The sequence below is a fragment of the Agrobacterium tumefaciens genome, assembly GCF_005221385.1.
Taxonomy (GTDB): Bacteria; Pseudomonadota; Alphaproteobacteria; order Rhizobiales; family Rhizobiaceae; genus Agrobacterium; species Agrobacterium tomkonis.
On the sequence record NZ_CP039903.1, the window covers coordinates 1,116,599 to 1,135,184 of the forward strand.

General features: G+C 59.5%; 16 protein-coding genes. 12 read left to right on the forward strand and 4 right to left on the reverse strand.

Features of this window, described 5'->3' with window-relative positions; translation table 11 throughout:
• Nucleotides 1–6: 6 nt before the first annotated feature.
• On the forward strand, nucleotides 7–462 hold the full coding sequence (locus CFBP6623_RS05585; protein ID WP_046800210.1) for a type II toxin-antitoxin system RatA family toxin: 456 nt from the start codon (nucleotides 7–9) through the stop codon (nucleotides 460–462).
• Here the strand turns inward: CFBP6623_RS05585 and CFBP6623_RS05590 are convergent.
• Together CFBP6623_RS05590 and CFBP6623_RS05595 are read right to left on the reverse strand one after the other, a co-directional pair.
• Entirely contained in the window at nucleotides 444–953 is a 510-nt protein-coding gene (locus CFBP6623_RS05590; RefSeq protein WP_046800209.1) for a CinA family protein, read from the reverse strand. The two genes, CFBP6623_RS05585 and CFBP6623_RS05590, sit on opposite strands and share 19 nt — an antisense overlap.
• Complete coding sequence (locus CFBP6623_RS05595) at nucleotides 950–2,137, reverse strand: bifunctional 2-C-methyl-D-erythritol 4-phosphate cytidylyltransferase/2-C-methyl-D-erythritol 2,4-cyclodiphosphate synthase (protein WP_046800208.1); 1,188 nt, start codon at nucleotides 2,135–2,137, stop codon at nucleotides 950–952. The genes CFBP6623_RS05590 and CFBP6623_RS05595 overlap by 4 nt, the downstream gene beginning before the upstream one ends.
• 275 nt (nucleotides 2,138–2,412) lie before the next feature.
• On the opposite strand from CFBP6623_RS05595, the gene dusB reads away from it, so the two are divergent.
• The 8 genes from dusB to hflX all read left to right on the forward strand — a co-directional run bounded on the left by dusB (nucleotide 2,413) and on the right by hflX (nucleotide 13,173).
• Nucleotides 2,413–3,429, forward strand: coding sequence for a tRNA dihydrouridine synthase DusB (gene dusB, locus CFBP6623_RS05600; RefSeq protein ID WP_046800207.1), 1,017 nt, complete (start codon nucleotides 2,413–2,415; stop codon nucleotides 3,427–3,429).
• Nucleotides 3,426–4,574: a two-component system sensor histidine kinase NtrB gene (locus CFBP6623_RS05605; RefSeq protein ID WP_046800206.1), complete on the forward strand. Its 1,149-nt coding sequence runs from the start codon at nucleotides 3,426–3,428 to the stop codon at nucleotides 4,572–4,574. The genes dusB and CFBP6623_RS05605 overlap by 4 nt, the downstream gene beginning before the upstream one ends.
• Nucleotides 4,571–6,022: a nitrogen regulation protein NR(I) gene (ntrC, locus tag CFBP6623_RS05610; RefSeq protein ID WP_046800205.1), complete on the forward strand. Its 1,452-nt coding sequence runs from the start codon at nucleotides 4,571–4,573 to the stop codon at nucleotides 6,020–6,022. Before CFBP6623_RS05605 ends, ntrC begins: the two co-directional genes overlap by 4 nt.
• A gap of 150 nt (nucleotides 6,023–6,172) precedes the next feature.
• Complete coding sequence (locus tag CFBP6623_RS05615; RefSeq protein WP_052818468.1) at nucleotides 6,173–8,434, forward strand: sensor histidine kinase NtrY-like; 2,262 nt, start codon at nucleotides 6,173–6,175, stop codon at nucleotides 8,432–8,434.
• On the forward strand, nucleotides 8,424–9,788 hold the full coding sequence (locus CFBP6623_RS05620) for a sigma-54-dependent transcriptional regulator (RefSeq protein WP_035217431.1): 1,365 nt from the start codon (nucleotides 8,424–8,426) through the stop codon (nucleotides 9,786–9,788). Before CFBP6623_RS05615 ends, CFBP6623_RS05620 begins: the two co-directional genes overlap by 11 nt.
• 48 nt (nucleotides 9,789–9,836) lie before the next feature.
• Nucleotides 9,837–11,213, forward strand: a complete 1,377-nt coding sequence (gene trkA, locus CFBP6623_RS05625) for a Trk system potassium transporter TrkA (protein WP_046800203.1) — start codon at nucleotides 9,837–9,839, stop codon at nucleotides 11,211–11,213.
• Nucleotides 11,214–11,397: 184 nt separating this feature from the next.
• Nucleotides 11,398–11,640, forward strand: coding sequence for an RNA chaperone Hfq (hfq, locus tag CFBP6623_RS05630; protein WP_003496145.1), 243 nt, complete (start codon nucleotides 11,398–11,400; stop codon nucleotides 11,638–11,640).
• Nucleotides 11,641–11,748: 108 nt separating this feature from the next.
• The gene (gene hflX / locus CFBP6623_RS05635; protein WP_170979829.1) at nucleotides 11,749–13,173 is read left to right on the forward strand and encodes a GTPase HflX; all 1,425 of its coding nucleotides are present in this window, start codon (nucleotides 11,749–11,751) and stop codon (nucleotides 13,171–13,173) included.
• 196 nt (nucleotides 13,174–13,369) lie between these two features.
• On the opposite strand, the gene mazG is transcribed toward hflX, so the two are convergent.
• On the reverse strand, nucleotides 13,370–14,215 hold the full coding sequence (gene mazG, locus CFBP6623_RS05640) for a nucleoside triphosphate pyrophosphohydrolase (RefSeq protein WP_046800202.1): 846 nt from the start codon (nucleotides 14,213–14,215) through the stop codon (nucleotides 13,370–13,372).
• A gap of 68 nt (nucleotides 14,216–14,283) precedes the next feature.
• The gene (locus CFBP6623_RS05645; RefSeq protein ID WP_046800201.1) at nucleotides 14,284–14,871 is read right to left on the reverse strand and encodes a deaminase; all 588 of its coding nucleotides are present in this window, start codon (nucleotides 14,869–14,871) and stop codon (nucleotides 14,284–14,286) included.
• A gap of 262 nt (nucleotides 14,872–15,133) precedes the next feature.
• Between CFBP6623_RS05645 and cysG the strand changes: the two genes are divergently transcribed.
• From cysG to CFBP6623_RS05665, 3 genes are read left to right on the forward strand one after another with little or no spacing between them, the layout of a single operon-like run.
• Entirely contained in the window at nucleotides 15,134–16,597 is a 1,464-nt protein-coding gene (gene cysG, locus CFBP6623_RS05655) for a siroheme synthase CysG (protein ID WP_046800200.1), read from the forward strand.
• Complete coding sequence (locus tag CFBP6623_RS05660; RefSeq protein ID WP_046800199.1) at nucleotides 16,590–16,904, forward strand: DUF2849 domain-containing protein; 315 nt, start codon at nucleotides 16,590–16,592, stop codon at nucleotides 16,902–16,904. The genes cysG and CFBP6623_RS05660 overlap by 8 nt, the downstream gene beginning before the upstream one ends.
• 8 nt (nucleotides 16,905–16,912) lie before the next feature.
• The gene (locus CFBP6623_RS05665; protein ID WP_046800198.1) at nucleotides 16,913–18,583 is read left to right on the forward strand and encodes a nitrite/sulfite reductase; all 1,671 of its coding nucleotides are present in this window, start codon (nucleotides 16,913–16,915) and stop codon (nucleotides 18,581–18,583) included.
• The last annotated feature ends 3 nt before the right edge of the window (nucleotides 18,584–18,586 follow it).

The following is an 18,586-nucleotide window of genomic DNA, read 5'->3' on the forward strand; positions in this document are numbered from 1 at the left end:
CCGCTTATGCCCCAGTTCGAAACGCATCGCCACGTCAAACACTCACCCGACCGCATGTACGACCTTGTCGCCGATGTGGAGAAATATCCGCAGTTTCTGCCCCTTTGCGAAGGGCTCATCGTTCGCTCGCGCAAGGAGCGGGATGGCAAGGTGCTGCTGGTGGCGGATATGACGGTGGGCTACAAGGCCATTCGTGAGACCTTCACCACGCAGGTGCTGCTGAACCCGGCCGAGCGCGCCATCGACGTGAAATATATCGATGGACCGTTCAAATATCTCGACAATCGCTGGCGTTTCGAAGAATCGGAAGATGGCGGCTCGGCCATTCATTTCTTCATCGATTACGAATTCAAGAGCCGGTTGCTTGGCGCCGTCATGGGGTCGATGTTCGACCGGGCTTTCCGCATGTTCGCCGAAGCCTTCGAGACCCGCGCAGACAAGATTTACGCCGACCCGGCCTGATTGAGGGTTACAAGCATTTCAAGTGCGGTTCTGACGGTAGCAAGCCGTATTTCGGTGCGGCCAATCTCGCCGTAACGCATTTCGTGATGCAGGATTTCGCCGCTGCGTGCCTTGGCGGCCAGATGCACCAGCCCGACTGGTTTATCAGCGGAACCACCACCCGGACCAGCAATTCCAGTCACGGCCACGGCAAAATCCGCGCGCGAGCGGAACAGGGCGCCATGCGCCATTTGCAGCGCCGTCTGTCGGGATACCGCGCCGAATGTCGTCAGCGTCTCGGCGCCAACCCCCAGCATCTCCATCTTGGCTTGGTTTGTATAGGTGACGAAACCGCGATCAACGACGGCGGAAGAGCCGGAAATTTCGGTCAGCGAACCGGCGATCAGGCCGCCCGTGCAGCTTTCGGCGGTCGAGACCATAAAACCACGGGCTGTGAAATCGGCGATGATGCGCTGCGCCAGATCTCCTATGTCCGCGGGAAAAAGGCTCATAACGGTCTGCCCCTGTAAACGACGGTAGCGGTGGCGATGGCCGCAATGCCTTCCCGGCGGCCGACGAAGCCGATCGTCTCATTCGTCGTCGCCTTCACCGAGCAGCGCTCCAGCGCAATGCCGAGCATGTCCGAGAGCGCTTCGCGCATGGCCTGGCGGTGCGGGCCGATGCGCGGCGCTTCGGCGATCAGCGAGACATCGGCATTCATGATCGTGCCGCCATTATCGCGCACCACCTTGGCCGCATGTTCGAGGAAGATGCGCGATGCGGCGCCCTTCCATTGTGGATCGGACGGCGGGAAGTGATCGCCGATATCACCGGCTCCGCAGGTGGCGAGCAGCGCATCCGTCAGCGCATGCAGCGCCACATCGGCATCCGAATGACCTTTGAGTTTCTGGTCGTGTTCGATGAAGACTCCACAAAGCGTCACGCCATCTCCGGTCTCCAGCTGGTGCACATCGTAGCCATTGCCGGTGCGCACGTCTGGCAAGGCGTGAGAGAGTTTTTCATCGGCCATGGCGATATCCCGCTTGAGAGTGAGTTTGACATTGTCGACCGAACCTTCGGTCAGCGTCACCGGCAGTCCCGCCCATTCGGCAATCGACGCATCGTCGGTAAAATCGGTCTTTCCGGAAATGGCAGCGGCGCGGTGTGCGGCGAGAATATCGCCAAAGCCGAAACTTTGTGGCGTCTGCGCCGCATAAAGCCCCTGGCGGGAAACCGTCTCCACAACGCGATCATCCGCGCCGCGTTTCAACGTGTCGGTAACGGGCAGGGCAGGCAGAACGCCCCGAGCACCTTCCGCGTGCAGCGCCACGATACGCTCCAGCATATCCACGGCGACGAAAGGCCGCACGGCGTCATGGATCATCACATGCGTCAGGTCTTCCGAAGAGAGCGCTTCCAGCCCCGCCAGCACCGATTGCTGGCGCGTCGCGCCGCCGGTCACCGTGATGATCCGCTCGCCGGCTTCAAGCCGCTGCAGGATCGGTGAGAGCAGTGCGACATCGTCGGCATGGCTGACGATTATGATCGGGCAGGTGCTGTCCCAGCCAAGAAAGGTCGACAATGTATGCTCGATCACGGCCTTTCCGCCAATCGGGCGATATTGCTTCGGCCCTTCCTCGGGGGAGCCTGCCCTTTCGCCGCGTCCTGCGGCGACGATGACGATGCCGAGTTTCATAGTACTTTCCTGCATTGGTCTTATGCTTTGCGCGCAACCCTTAGCGGTTGACAGTCATGCTCTAGCGTTTCAAAACCCGGATGGCCAGCCCGATAAGACGCGCATTCATCTCGCACGCCGCAGGATCGCACGTCATTGCACGCCCGGATCTGCACAATTTGCTACCGACCGCAAAACAGGCAGGCAGCCGCCTCGCAAATAAAAGGTGCAACCTTCTAAAAGTGCTTGGCAACTGCGCAAACACTGTCTAAAAATAATGCAAATAACCCTTCTGCATGAAAGATCATCAGTTGCCCCTTCCGGAATTGTCAGAACCGTTCAGCATCGGCTCCGTAACGATCCGTAATCGTGCGGTGCTGGCGCCCATGTCGGGCGTGACGGATCTGCCGTTCCGGCAGCTTGCCTGGCGTTATGGTGCTGGTCTGGTTGTGACGGAAATGGTCGCCAGCCGCGAGCTCGTCGCTAACAGGGGTGAATCCTGGGCGCGGCTGAAAAATGCCGGCATGGTTCCGCATATGGTGCAGCTTGCCGGACGCGAGGCGCATTTCATGGCGGAAGCGGCGAAGATCGCCGCTGATAATGGCGCCGGCATCATCGATATAAACATGGGTTGCCCGGCCAAGAAGGTGACGGGCGGTTATTCCGGTTCGGCGTTGATGCGCGATCCCGATCACGCCCTGTCACTGATTGAGGCGACAGTCGGCGCGGTCGATGTGCCTGTCACGCTGAAGATGCGGCTCGGCTGGGACGATAACACCATCAACGCGCCCGAGATTGCCAGCCGCGCAGAAGCGGCAGGTGTTCAGCTCATTACCATTCATGGCCGCACCCGCATGCAGTTTTACGAAGGACGCGCAGACTGGGACGCCATCCGCGCAGTGCGCGAGGTGATTTCCGTGCCGCTGATCGCCAATGGCGATGTCGAGACCGCCGAAGATGCACGCGAAATCCTGCGCCGTTCGGGTGCTGATGCCGTCATGGTCGGTCGCGGTGCGCAGGGTCAGCCCTGGTTGCCCGCAGTGCTGGCCGGACATGCCGCGCCTGAGCGTGCGGAAATCGCTGGTATTGCCGTTGAGCATTACAAGATGATGCTGGAATTTTACGGAAGGGAAGCCGGTCTCAGGCATGCCCGCAAACATCTGGGCTGGTATCTCGACCGTTTCGCGCCTGAGTTCACCACGCCCGACAAGGCTAAAATCATGACATCGCGTGACACGGGGGAAGTGGCGGATCTGCTGCGTTCCGCCCTTTGCGAAAATGCGGGCGAAGAAGCCGCAAGGAAGGCCGCATGAGCGCTGACAAACACAGCCCGGCAGACGCAAACCCGCTCGCCATGGCGGTTCTGAACGCGGTGCAGAACCCCGTCATTCTGGTGGATGCCGAGGGTTTCATTGCATTCGCCAATTGGGAAGCCGAAGCCTTTTTCGGGGCGAGCGCCTCCCATCTTGCCCGCTACCGCGTCTCCACCTTCATTCCCTTCGGCAGCCCGCTGCTGGCGCTGATAGATCAGGTGCGGGAGCGCAGGGCCCCGGTCAACGAATATCGCGTTGATCTGAGTTCTCCGCGTCTCGGACAGGACAAGTTGGTCGACCTTTACGTTGCGCCTGTTGTCAGCGAACCGGGATCGGTCGTCGTCGTCTTTCAGGAACGGTCGATGGCCGACAAGATCGACCGGCAATTGACCCATCGCGCGGCGGCCCGTTCGGTCACCGGCCTTGCCTCGATGCTGGCGCATGAGATCAAGAATCCGCTGTCCGGTATTCGTGGCGCCGCCCAGCTGCTGGAAACGTCGGTTGCCGACGAGGACCGGGCGCTGACGCGGCTGATCTGCGACGAGACCGACCGCATCGTCTCGCTGGTCGACCGCATGGAGGTATTTTCCGACGAGCGGCCGGTGGACCGTGTACCGGTCAACATCCATTCCGTGCTCGATCATGTGAAGGCCATCGCCAAGGCCGGGTTTGCCCGCAATATCAAGATTTCCGAGAACTACGACCCCTCGCTGCCGCCTGTTTATGCCAATCGCGACCAGCTGGTGCAGGTTTTTCTCAATCTGGTGAAGAATGCGGCGGAAGCTGTTGGCAACCAGCCGGATGGCGAGATATTGCTGACCACCGCTTACCGTCCCGGCATGCGCCTTTCGGTTGCCGGCAGCCGGGAACGCATCTCGCTGCCGCTCGAATTCTGCGTGCATGACAATGGTCCGGGCGTCCCGGCCGATCTTTTGCCGCATCTCTTCGATCCTTTCATTACCACCAAGACGAATGGTTCGGGCCTCGGCCTGGCACTTGTTGCCAAGCTGATCGGCGCCCATGGCGGCATCGTCGAATGCGACAGCCAGAACCACCGCACGACTTTCCGCGTATTGTTGCCCGTCTCGCCGGAAATGGCGCTCGACGACAGCTCTTTGCCGAACACGACAGGAAATGACCCATGACAGCTACGATCCTCGTCGCCGATGATGATGCCGCGATCCGCACGGTTCTGAACCAGGCGCTCAGCCGCGCCGGTTACGATGTGCGCATCACCTCCAATGCCGCAACGCTCTGGCGCTGGGTTTCGGCGGGTGAGGGCGATCTTGTCGTGACCGATGTCGTGATGCCGGATGAAAACGCCTTCGATCTGCTGCCACGCATCAAGAAGGCCAGGCCGGACCTGCCGGTTCTTGTCATGAGCGCCCAGAACACCTTCATGACCGCCATCAAGGCCTCGGAAAAGGGCGCTTACGATTATCTGCCGAAGCCCTTCGATCTGACAGAGCTGATAGCCATCATCGGCCGCGCGCTTTCTGAGCCGAAGCGCAAGCCGGCCAAGCTGGATGACGACATGCAGGACGGCATGCCGCTCGTTGGTCGCTCGGCAGCGATGCAGGAAATCTACCGGGTTCTCGCCCGCCTGATGCAAACCGATCTGACGCTGATGATCACGGGCGAATCCGGCACCGGTAAGGAACTGGTGGCGCGTGCCTTGCATGATTACGGCAAGCGCCGCAACGGCCCATTCGTCGCCATCAATATGGCGGCGATCCCGCGCGACCTGATTGAATCCGAACTTTTCGGCCATGAGAAGGGCGCATTTACCGGCGCGCAGAACCGCTCGACCGGCCGTTTCGAACAGGCCGAGGGCGGCACACTTTTCCTCGATGAAATCGGCGATATGCCTATGGATGCCCAGACGCGTCTGCTGCGCGTGTTGCAGCAGGGCGAATATACGACGGTGGGTGGTCGCACGCCGATCCGCACCGATGTCCGCATCGTCGCCGCCACCAACAAGGATTTGAAACAGTCGATCAATCAGGGCCTCTTCCGCGAAGACCTTTATTATCGCCTGAATGTCGTGCCGCTCCGCCTGCCGCCACTGCGTGACCGCGCCGAGGATATTCCCGATCTGGTGCGCCATTTCATCCAGACGGGTGAGAAGGAAGGCCTGGAAGGCAAGCGTTTCGAGAGCGAGGCACTGGAGGTCATGAAGGCCTATGCCTGGCCGGGCAACGTGCGCGAACTGGAAAACCTCATCCGCCGCCTGATGGCGCTTTATCCCCAGGAAGTCATCACCCGCGAGATCATCGAGCAGGAATTGCAGTCGGATGTTCCTGACAGCCCGCTCGACAAGATGGCGGTCCGCACCGGCACGCTGAGCATTTCGCAGGCGGTCGAGGAGAATATGCGGGATTATTTCGCCAGCTTCGGCGATGGTCTGCCGCCGCCCGGCCTTTACGACCGCGTGCTGCGGGAACTCGAATATCCGCTGATTCTCGCTGCCCTGACGGCGACGCGCGGCAACCAGATCAAGGCCGCCGATCTCCTCGGCCTCAACCGCAATACGCTGCGCAAAAAGATCCGCGAGCTTGGCGTCTCGGTCTATCGTAGCTCCCGCCCAACCTGAGAATGTTGACAAGGCGGCATTTGTCGTTGCATTTTCGCCACATTGTGTTGCTTGGAAAACACTAGGAAGGAAAGAGATTCGCCGACTTGAAGCGTTTCTCGCCTGACTTCAGAAATGTGGTGCTGGCTGGCCAGCGATTGGGAGTAGTGCATGCGGAAACCCGCCGCTGAACACGCCGTTGCCGATGAGGCAGCGGGCATGGTGGTTGCCGATCGCAGGATGTCTTTCGCTCTGCCGGGGCTGGTGCTCGCCGGCGTCGCCCTTGTTTGCGCCATCATCACCCTCTTCGTACTTCTCGGCGTCACGCCGATTGCGCCGACATCGAATGTCGTCATTGCTTCCGTCGTCATCAATTCGATCTTCGTGATCGGCCTGATTTTTTTGATCGGCCGCGAAATCAACCGCCTGCTGAAAGCGCGTAAAAAGGGCAGGGCGGCGGCACGTCTGCACGTCCGCATCGTCGTGCTGTTCTCCATCGTGGCAATCACGCCGGCCGTGCTTGTCGCCATCTTCGCCAGTCTGACGCTGAATGTCGGTCTCGACCGCTGGTTTTCGCTTAGAACCCAGTCGATCGTCGATTCCTCCAGCAATATCGCTCAAGCCTATATGATGGAAAATGCCGGCTACCTTCAGGGACAAACCCTGTCGATGGCCACCGACCTTGATCGCAACCGCGCGCTTTTTTATCTCGACCGCACCGGGTTCATTGATCTGATGACCCGTCAGGCCAAGGGCCGCGGCCTGCTTGGCGCGTTTCTGGTGCAGGAGGACGGAGACGCCGTTGCTCAAGCCGACATCAAGACGGAAAAGCCGCTTCCCGCCATTCCGCATGATGCGCTCGAAAAAGCTGCCGCCGGTCAACCGACCCTGATCCCGCCCGGTATCACTAATCTCGTTGGCGCCATCATCAAGCTTGAAGGCATCCAGGGCACCTTCCTCTATACCGTGCGCGCGGTCGATCCCAAGGTGATGGGCGCGATGCGGCTGATGGAGGAGAACCGCGCCGAATACAAGGCGATGGAGGCAGGCCGCGCACCGTTGCAGATCGCCTTTGCTATTCTCTATCTCGGTTTTGCGCTGATCGTGCTTCTGGCGGCCATCTGGACCGCAATTGCGGTGGCCGACCGTATCGTCCGGCCGATCCGCCTTCTCATCAGTGCCGCCGATAGCGTCGCCACCGGTAACATGCATGTGCTGGTGCCCGTTCGGGCTGTGGACGGTGACGTCGGGCGCCTGTCGCGCACCTTCAACAAGATGGTCTCGGAACTGCGCAGCCAGCAGGATCAGATCATCGAGGCGAAGGACGATATCGACGATCGGCGCCGCTTCATCGAGGCTGTGCTATCAGGCGTTACCGCAGCCGTTATCGGCGTTGACGAGAACCGCAAGATCACCATCGTCAACCCATCGGGCGAGGAATTCCTGGCGCAGACCTCCGAGCAGCTTATCGGCGCGCAGCTTTCCGAGATTGCGCCTGAAATCGAACAGGTCGTGACCGAGGCGAATACCTGGTCGCGCGGCAACTTCCGCAAGCAGATCAACATCATGCGACGCGGTAAGGAACGGACGCTCAATGTGCAGGTCACCCGCGAGGATGCCCGCGACAGCCGCGACAGCTACGTCATCACCCTCGACGACATTACAGATCTCGTCATCGCCCAGCGCTCCACCGCGTGGTCGGATGTGGCGCGCCGCATTGCCCATGAAATCAAGAACCCGCTGACGCCGATCCAGCTTTCCGCCGAGCGCATCAAGCGCCGTTTCGGCAAGCAGATCGACGAGAACGACCGCGCTATCTTCGACCAGTGTACGGACACCATTGTCCGGCAGGTCGGTGATATCGGCCGGATGGTGGATGAATTCTCGGCTTTTGCGCGCATGCCGAAGCCGACGAAGGAAAAGTCGGACCTGCGCTCGATCCTGAAGGACGCGGCGTTTCTGCGGGAAATCAGCGCCGCCGACACGAAGTTCTCCACTGAGCTGGGTGATATCCCGCTGGAGGGCATGTTCGATGCCCGCATGCTGGGGCAGGCGTTCGGCAATCTCATCAAGAATGCGACGGAAGCAATCGAAGCGGTGGAAGGCGAAAAGCGGCCGGGTAAAATCCTCGTGCGCGCCTCTTTCGACGAGGCCAATTCCCGTTTCGTGGCTGATATCATCGACAATGGCCGCGGCCTGCCCGTCGAGAACCGCCATCGCATTCTCGAACCCTATATGACGATGCGGGACAAGGGCACCGGTCTCGGCCTCGCCATCGTCAAGAAGATCATCGAAGAGCATGGCGGGTATCTGGAACTCCACGATGCCCCGCCGGAGTTCGATCACGGCCACGGCGCCATGATCAGAGTGCTGCTGCCCTATATCGAGGCGGTCGGCGGCGAAAATAACAAGGAAGCAGCATATGGCGTCTGATATTCTGGTCGTGGATGACGAGGCGGATATTCGCGAAATCGTGGCGGGTATTCTCTCCGATGAAGGCCACGAAACCCGCATGGCGTTCGACAGCGACAGTGCGCTGGCCGCGATTTCGGAGCGCGTGCCGCGCCTGATCTTTCTCGATATCTGGATGCAGGGTTCGAAGCTTGACGGTCTGGCGTTGCTGGACGAAATCAAGAGCCGCCATCCCGAAATTCCTGTCGTCATGATTTCCGGTCACGGCAATATCGAAACCGCCGTCAACGCCATCAAGCGCGGTGCCTTCGATTTCATCGAAAAGCCGTTCAAGGCAGACCGCCTGATCCTGATCGCCGAACGGGCGCTGGAAAACTCCAAGCTGAAGCGTGAGGTTCAGGAACTCAAGAAGCGCACGGGTGATGCGGTTGAACTCGTCGGCGCCTCGCTTGCGGTTTCGCAGCTTCGTCAGACCATCGACAGGGTAGCGCCCACCAACAGCCGCATCATGATCCTCGGCCCCTCCGGTTCCGGCAAGGAACTCGTAGCGCGCATGGTGCACAAGAAATCCTCGCGCGCCACCGGACCTTTCGTGGCGCTGAATGCCGCGACGATTACGCCGGACCGCATGGAAATCGCGCTCTTCGGTACCGAAGGGCTGCCGGGTCAGCCGCGCAAGGTCGGCGCGCTGGAAGAAGCTCATCGCGGCGTTCTTTATCTCGACGAAGTCGGCGAAATGCCGCGCGAAACCCAGAACAAGATCCTGCGCGTGCTGGTCGACCAGCAGTTCGAGCGCGTCGGTGGCGGCAAGCGGGTGAAGGTGGATGTGCGCATCATTTCCTCGACCGCCCATCACCTCGAAAGCCTGATCGCCGAAGGCCAGTTTCGCGAGGATCTTTACCATCGCCTTGCCGTCGTACCGGTGAAGGTGCCGGCTCTGTCCGAACGGCGCGAGGATATCCCTTTCCTGGTCGATATGTTCATGCGGCAGATTTCCGAGCAGGCCGGCATCCGCCCGCGCAAGATCGGCGACGACGCCATGGCCGTCCTGCAAACGCACGACTGGCCGGGCAATATCCGCCAGCTGCGCAACAATATCGAGCGACTGATGATTCTCGCACGTCCCGAAGGCGGCGAAGCACCGATCTCGGCCGACATGCTACCGTCGGATATCGGCGACATGCTGCCGAAGATCTCGGCGCAGGGCGACCAGCACATCATGACCCTGCCGCTGCGCGAAGCCCGTGAAATGTTCGAACGGGATTATCTGGTGGCCCAGATCAACCGTTTCGGCGGCAATATTTCGCGCACGGCAGAATTTGTTGGCATGGAAAGATCAGCGCTGCATCGCAAACTGAAATCTCTCGGCGTATAAGGAACCAAGGCGCATCGCCGTAACCGATTATTCCGTCAGAGAGACAGCATGAAAGTCATCATTTGCGGCGCAGGGCAGGTGGGTTACGGCATCGCCGAACAATTGTCGCGCGAGGATAACGAGGTATCGGTGATCGATACCGCCGCGCCGCTCATCTCCGCCATCACCGAGACGCTCGATGTGCGCGGCTACGTCGGCCATGGCGCGCATCCGGATATGCTGGCGAAAGCGGGCGCCGACCAGGCGGACATGATCATCGCCGTCACACTGCATGACGAGATCAACATCGTCGCCTGCGAGGTGGCGCATGCCTTGTTCAGCGTGCCGACCAAGATTGCCCGCATCCGTGACCAGAGTTATCTGAAGCCGGAATATGCCGATCTCTTCAGCCGCGAGAACATGTCCATCGATGTGACGATTTCCCCGGAAGTGGAAGTCGGCAAGATGGTGTTGCGCCGTATCGCCTTTCCGGGCGCCACCGACGTCGTGCGGTTCGCCGATGACACGATATACATGCTGGCGATCGAATGTATGGAAGACTGCCCGGTCATCAATACGCCGCTGCACCAGCTTTCCAACCTCTTTCCGGACCTCATCGCCACAGTTGTCGGCGTTTTCCGCAATGGCATCCTCAAGGTGGCGCATTCCTCCGAACAGCTGAGGGTCGGCGACCTTGCCTATGTCATCTGTCAGCGTCAGCACGCCCGCCGTACCTTGAGCCTGTTTGGCCATGAGGAGCAGGAAGCGCAGCGTATCGTGATTGCCGGCGCCGGCAATATCGGCCACTTCGTTGCCCGCAAGATCGAGGAGATGCAGCCGAAAACGCGGGTGAAGATCGTCGAGGCGGATCGCGACAGGGCTATTGCCGCATCGGAGCAGCTCAGCAACACCATCGTCATGCTTGGTTCGGCGCTTGATCAGAAAATTCTGATGCAGGCCGATATTCAGGATGCAGACCTGATCGTGACGCTGACCAATAACGACCAGACGAATATTCTGGCCGCCGTGATGGCAAAGCAGCTGGGCTGCAAGTCCAATCTTGCGCTGCTGAACAGTTCGTCCTTTCACGATGTCGCGGGTTCGCTCGGTCTTGATGCCTATATCAACCCTCGCGCCGTCACCATCTCCCGCGTTCTCCAGCATGTGCGCAAAGGCCGCATCCGCTCGGTCTATGCCGTGCAGCGCGGTTCGGCGGAGGTGATTGAGGCGGAAGCGCTGGAAACCTCGCCGCTGGTGGGCCAGTCCTTCCGTGATATCGACATGCCCGACGGCGTACGCATCGGCGCGATCTATCGCGACGGCGTGGTGATCCGCCCGGATGGCAGCACCAAAATCAAGGCGAAGGACCGCGTCGTGCTGTTTGCGTCAGCGGACGCAGTGCGCGACGTGGAGCAACTTTTCCGGGTTTCGATACAATATTTCTGACTGTTTCGAATCGAAAAATCGGGTCAATACTCGTACCCGTCAGGCCGTTTTCGCCGTTGCGGAACGGGACATGATTTGATACCAGAGTTGCAGGCTGGCCAAGCGGGGGACTAGACTCGGCCGGTTTATTATTGATTGATTATTTTCCGGTGTCCCTGCCGGCAATAAAGAAAGAAGCGGCGCCATGGCGGAACGTTCTCAAAACCTTCAGGATCTTTTCCTCAATACCGTTCGTAAGCAAAAGATTTCGCTCACGATTTTTCTGATCAACGGCGTCAAGCTGACGGGCGTTGTCACCTCCTTCGACAATTTCTGCGTGCTTCTGCGCCGTGACGGTCATTCGCAGCTGGTCTACAAGCATGCGATTTCCACCATCATGCCCGGCCAGCCGATGCAGATGTTCGAAAGCGAAGAAGGCGCGGCCTGATCAGGCTCCCTCTGACGGTATCTTCGATATAGACTGACCCGGATCGGAACATTTCCGGTCTGGTCAGGTTAATCTTCATGGCCGTCCGCGCGGACGCGGTCGGCCGAAATGTTCTTTCTGGATAAGGCTGAGCCCATTTCGACGCGCGACACCTCGAACGAATCGATCATTCCGGAGCAGGAAAAGCGCCGCGACGACATGCGTGCCGTGGTTCTCGTGCCGGTCCTCAAGCAACAGCGCGAAAATCGCGATGCGGCGGCGGCACCGGCCGCTCCCGGCCGCTCCGTCGAAGCCAAGCTTGAGGAAGCGAAGGGTCTGGCGCTCGCCATAGAGCTCGAGGTGACGCAGGGTCTCATCGTTTCCGTCAATCAGCCGCGCCCCGCCACCCTGTTCGGAACCGGCAAGATCGAGGAAATCGGTCATCTTCTGGATGAAACCAATTCCGGCCTGGTGATCGTTGATCATCCGCTGACGCCAGTGCAGCAGCGCAATCTCGAAAAGCAATGGAATGCCAAGGTCATAGACCGCACAGGCCTGATCCTCGAAATCTTCGGCCGTCGCGCTTCCACCAAGGAAGGCACACTGCAGGTTGATCTTGCACATCTGAATTACCAGAAGGGCCGCCTCGTCCGAAGCTGGACCCACCTTGAACGCCAGCGCGGTGGTGCAGGTTTCATGGGTGGTCCGGGTGAAACCCAGATCGAGGCCGACAGACGCCTGCTGCAGGATCGCATCGTCAAGCTCGAGAAGGAATTGGAGCAGGTGGTGCGTACCCGCCAGCTTCACCGCGCCAAGCGCCGCAAGGTGCCGCATCCGATCGTCGCACTGGTCGGTTACACCAATGCCGGCAAATCCACGCTGTTCAACCGCATCACCGGGGCGGGTGTTCTGGCGGAGGACATGCTGTTCGCCACGCTCGACCCAACCTTGCGGCGCATGAAGCTGCCGCATGGCCGCACGGTTATATTGTCTGATACCGTTGGCTTCATTTCCGACCTGCCGACGCATCTCGTCGCCGCTTTCCGTGCGACGCTGGAAGAGGTGCTTGAAGCCGATCTCGTTCTGCATGTGCGTGATATGTCCGATCCGGACAATGCCGCCCAGTCTGCGGATGTGCTGCGTATTCTCAGCGATCTCGGCATCGACGAGAAGGAAGCCGAAAAGCGCATCATCGAGGTCTGGAACAAGGTCGACCGTCTGGAGCCGGAAGCGCATGACGCCATCATGCAGCGCGCCGAAGGCCGCTCTGATATCCGCGCCGTTTCGGCGATCACGGGCGAGGGCGTTGATGCCCTGATGGAAGAGATTTCAAAGCGCCTGTCCGGCGTGCTGACGGAAACGACCGTTGTCTTGTCCGTCGAGCAATTGCCGTTGATCTCCTGGGTCTATAGCAACTCCATCGTCGATAACCGTGAAGACCATGAGGACGGATCGGTTGCGCTGGATGTCCGCCTGTCGGAAGCACAGGCGGTGGAACTGGAGCGGAAGCTTGGAAAAGCAACCGTCCGCGAGCGGGAAGACTGGGAGCGATGAGCGCTTCGATGATGGTAAGATCTCGTCATATTCGACGTCATCCTCGGGCTTGTCCCGAGGATCTGCCACGGTATTCAAAATCGATGGGTAGCAGATGCTCGGGACAAGCCCGAGCATGACGGAGGAGAGGTTTGCGGCCTCTATAAACAATCCTCGAAGCGCTTAGCACGCCTGCCTTTAATGCATATCCAAGCGATCACGAAGAAACCGTATCAAGCGAGCGTTCAATGCGCTTGGCTGCCTGCCAGAGGTCTTCCATTCTTTCAAGGCTCGCCGCTTGAAGTGTCTCGCCATTATCGTTGAGCGATGTCTCGATGTGATTGAAACGCCTGCGGAATTTCGTGTTGGTGCCGCGCAGCGCATTCTCCGGATCGGCCTTGACGTGGCGGCCAATATTGACCAGCGCGAAGATCAGGTCGCCAAGTTCGTCAGAAACCTTCTCCGGCCTGCCTTCCGCCAGCGCCTCGCGCAGCTCGGCGATTTCCTCTTCGATCTTGTCGAGAATGGGTGCCGGGTCCGACCAGTCGAAACCAACGCGCGCCGCCTGTTCCTGCAGCTTCAAAGCCTCGGTCAGCGCCGGCTGGCTGCGCTGCACACCCCCCAGAAAGCCGGACTTGAAATCCTCGGTAATACCCCGGCGCGCACGGCGCTCCGCACGCTCACGTTTTTCTTCAGCCTTGATCTGGTCCCATTGCAGCTTGACCGTTTCCGGCGTGTCGGCACTGGAGACGGCGAAAACATGCGGGTGACGACGGATCATCTTCGAGGTGACGGCATGCACCACGTCACCGAAAGCGAATTCGCCCATTTCTTCCGCTATGCGGGCATGGAAAACCACCTGCAGAAGAAGGTCACCCAGCTCGTCGCACAGATCGTCCGTATCCTTGCGCTCGATGGCATCGGCAACTTCATAGGCCTCTTCGATGGTGTAAGGCTTGATCGTCTCGAAGGTCTGAACGACGTCCCACGGGCAGCCGGTTTCCGGCTGGCGAAGCGCCTCCATGATCTCGATCAGGCGGGAAATATCCTTCGAGGCTTCCATCGTATCTAAACCTTTGTTTTTACGCATTTCTGCACGGAAATCCGGGCCGCACCCTTGACGGAAATTCTCTAGTTCAGCGGAATATCGTTGTCGCTCTTCGATGACTGATAGCTGATCGAGAGATCATCGTAAGCTGCCTTGATGCGGGCCGTCTGCGCCTTCAACGTGGTTTTCAACGGATCGTCCTCGCCTTCAACCAGATCGGCGATGAAGAAAGAGTTCCAGAAGGCGTTGTTGCGGCGATAACCGCCCGGCTCCAGCCCGAATACCTCTTTCAGGATTTTCAGATCATGCGGAATTGCAAAAGCATCGCGTGAATCCTCATGGCTGAAGAAGGAATAGAAATTGTCGAATCCGGCCCAGGTGATGGCGGACATGCACATGGTGCAGGGTTCATGGGTGGAAAGGAAAATCAGGTCCTTGGTGTTCGGCTTTTCACCCAGTTCGTAAAACCGCTTCAGCGTGTGCACTTCGCCGTGCCAGAGAGGGTTTTCGAGCTCATTATTCGTCTCGGCGACCACCAGCGAAAGATCAGATTTGCGCAGGATCGCCGCACCGAAAACCTTGTTGCCCAAGCTCACACCGCGGGCCGTCAAGGGCAGGATATCGTGCTCGATGACGTCGAGAAGGCGGGAAGCGAGGCTGTGGCTGGTCAAGGGTCTGATCCTTCGTGCCGCTTTAAAGAAAGCGGTATTCGCATGGAGAAAACGACAGAAAATGGTCCTTCCTTGTTCGGCGCGAGGACCCGGTTTGTCAAGGGATTCTCATGGGTTTGAGGGCGCCCTGACAGGGCCAAAACAGGGGTGGCGGTTTGTTTTCCTCAAAAACAGGGGTGTTCGAGAAATAAAAATCCAAGCGCTGGAAAGGCTTGAATTTCTGTTTCTTCAATCTTGCGCCGCAATGCGGGATATATGTCCAATGCACAACGAACATGATTTTTCCACAGCTGGCGACCGCCTTTCGACCTTCCCCGCTTTCTTCCGGGTTGAGGGGCGGCAGGTCGCCGTCTTTGGAAATGGAGACGAGGCTTTCGCCAAGGTAAGGCTTCTCGCCAACACCAATGCGCATATCATTGTTTACGCCGATCAGCCGGAGGCGGATTTTGCCGGCTATATCACCGAAAATGGTATCGATCATCGGGCGTTCTCTTTCGCCGCTGAGCTGATCGAGGGTGCAACGCTGGTTTTTGCCGCCACCGGAGACGAGGCGCTGGACCGCGAAATCGTATCCGCCGCGCGTGCGAAGAAAATTCCCGCAAATGCGGTGGATCAGCCCGAATTTTGCGATTTCTTCACCCCGGCGCTTGTCGCCCGCGCACCCATCGCCATCGCCATCGGCACGGAAGGGGCAGGCCCGGTTCTTGCCCAGATGATCCGCGCCCGCATCGACCAGATGCTGTCGCCGTCACTCGGAAAACTCGCACGGCTTGCGGTGCAGTATCGTGATGCGGCCGAGGAGAATGTGCCCAGGGGCGCCTTGCGGCGCAATTTCTGGCGTCGGTTCTTTTCGGGTGCGGTTGCGGATGCTGTCGCTCTCGGTAATACCTCTTCCGCCCGTCATGCCGCAGATCGCCTGCTGCAATCGCCGGAACGCAGCGAAGGTCGTGTCTGGCTTGTTGGCGCCGGTCCCGGTGCGGAAGATCTGCTGACGCTGCGTGCACAGCGCGTGCTGATGGAAGCCGATGTGATCGTCTATGATGCCCTGGTACCGCAGGCGATCGTCGATATGGGCCGCCGCGATGCCGAACGCCTGTCTGTCGGCAAGCGCAAGGGCTGCCACAGCAAGTCGCAGGAAGAGATCAACCGTCTGCTGGTGCGTCTTGGCCGGGATGGCAAGCGTGTCGTGCGCCTCAAATCCGGCGATCCTCTGGTTTATGGCCGGGCAGGCGAGGAAATGGCGGCGCTGCGCAATGCCGGCATCGGTTACGAGATCGTGCCGGGCATCACCTCCGCCTTCGCCGCCGCTGCGGATTTCGAATTGCCGCTGACGTTGCGCGGTGTGGCTTCGTCGCTGATTTTCACCACCGGCCACGATCTGACCGGCGATGTCCTGCCCGATTGGGCCCGTCTTGCCGTTTCCGGCGCAACAATCGCCGTTTATATGGGCCGCAGCGTTGCCGCCTCGGTGGCGACGCGGCTGATCGAAGCGGGGTTGGGTGTGGAAACCACCGTCGCCGTCATTGAAAACGCCAGCCGTGCGGATCGCCGCCTGCTGCATGGCACATTGAACGATCTGCCCGATCTGGAACATCGCGATGAACTGACCGGGCCGGTCATGGTCATCATCGGTGATGCGGTGGCGGGCGCCAATTTCGACAGGTCCGAGGCGCTTGCATTGTCAGCGCAGCCGGCGGATTTCAAACGGGAGTACGTAAATGGTTGACAAGGTTTTGACCGCCAATCGTCTGGGCGATGGTATCGCCGTCTGGCTCGACGCCAATGGTGACTGGACGGAGAACCTGCAGGGCGCCATCGTTGCCCGCCATGCGGAGGCCGTCGCTTCGTTCGAGGAAATCGGCAAGCGTGATTTTTCCGCCAATAAGGTGGTCGATGTGGCCATCGTTGACGTGGTGGAGGAGAATGGCAAGCTCTGGCCGACCCGGCTTCGCGAGCGCATTCGCGCTGCTGGCCCCACCGTGCACTATGCCACCGGCTTCAAGCCGGCCGATGCAGCATTTATCGCAGTCTGAGGAAGAATATGTACCGTTACGACGAGTTCGATCACGCATTTGTTGAAGGCCGCGTGGCGCAGTTTCGCGATCAGGTCGAGCGCCGGCTGTCCGGCGAGCTGGCCGAGGACGCATTCAAGCCGCTGCGCCTGATGAACGGCGTTTATCTCCAGCTGCATGCCTATATGCTGCGCGTCGCCATTCCCTACGGTACGCTGAATTCGCAACAGATGCGGATGTTGGCCCATATCGCCCGCAAATATGACCGGGGGTACGGCCACTTCACCACCCGCCAGAACATTCAGTATAATTGGCCGAAGCTCTCCGATACACCGGATATCCTGTCCGAACTGGCAAGCGTGGAAATGCACGCGCTGCAGACGTCGGGCAACTGCATTCGCAATGTGACCGCCGATCATTTCGCTGGCGCGGCCGCCGATGAGGTCGCTGATCCGCGCCCCTATGCGGAAATTCTGCGCCAATGGTCTTCCGTGCATCCGGAATTCTCGTTCCTGCCGCGCAAGTTCAAGATCGCGGTAACGGGTGCCGAGCGCGATCGCGCCGCCATTCAGGTCCATGATATCGGCCTGCATCTGAAAAAGAACGACAAGGGCGAGATTGGTTTTGCCGTTTATGTCGGTGGCGGGCAGGGCCGCACGCCGATGATCGCCAAGAAAATCCGCGACTTCCTGCCGGAAGAGGACCTGTTGTCCTACACCACGGCGATCATGCGCGTTTATAACCTGCACGGCCGCCGTGACAATAAATACAAGGCGCGCATCAAGATCCTCGTGCATGAAACCGGCGCGGAAGAGCTGTCCCGCCAGGTCGAGGTCGAGTTCGCCGAGCTGAAAAACACCGAATTGAAGCTGCCGGATGCCGATATTGCGGCGATCTCCGCTTATTTCGCGCCACCGGAACTGAAGAACCGCCCCGAAGGCTGGGAAAGCCTGGCGCGCTGGAAGAAGGCGGATGAGGGTTTTGCCCGTTTCGTTGACCAGAATGTCCAGCCGCACAAGCACCCCGACTACGGTATGGTGACCATTTCACTGAAGCCGATCGGTGGTATTCCAGGCGATGCGACGGACGAGCAGATGGAACTCGTCGCTGATATTGCCGAAGAATACGCTTTCGACGAAATCCGCATCAGCCACGAGCAGAACATCATCCTGCCGCATGTGGCGCTTGCCGATCTCGAGCCGGTCTATCGTGCGCTGGCGGGTGCTGGCCTTGCTACCGCCAATGCCGGCCTCATCACCGATATCATTGCCTGTCCCGGGCTGGACTATTGTGCGCTTGCCAATGCGCGCTCCATTCCGGTGGCGCAGGAAATTTCTACCCGTTTCGGCGCTCCGGAGCGTCAGGCGGAAATCGGCGAGCTGAAGATCAAGATTTCCGGCTGCATCAACGCCTGCGGCCATCACCATGTCGGCCATATCGGCCTGCTGGGGGTGGAGAAAAAGGGTGCCGAGCTTTACCAGATCACGCTCGGCGGATCGGGTGACGAAAACACCTCGATCGGTGAGATCATCGGCCGTGGTTTTGAGCCGGACAGGGTAACCGACGCCATTGAAACCATAGTCGATACCTATCTGGGGCTTCGTCTGTCGAAAGAGGAAATCTTCCTCGATGCCTATCGCCGCGTCGGACCGCAGCCTTTCAAGGATGCGCTCTACGGTTCCGCCGCCGAAGCCGCCTGAGGA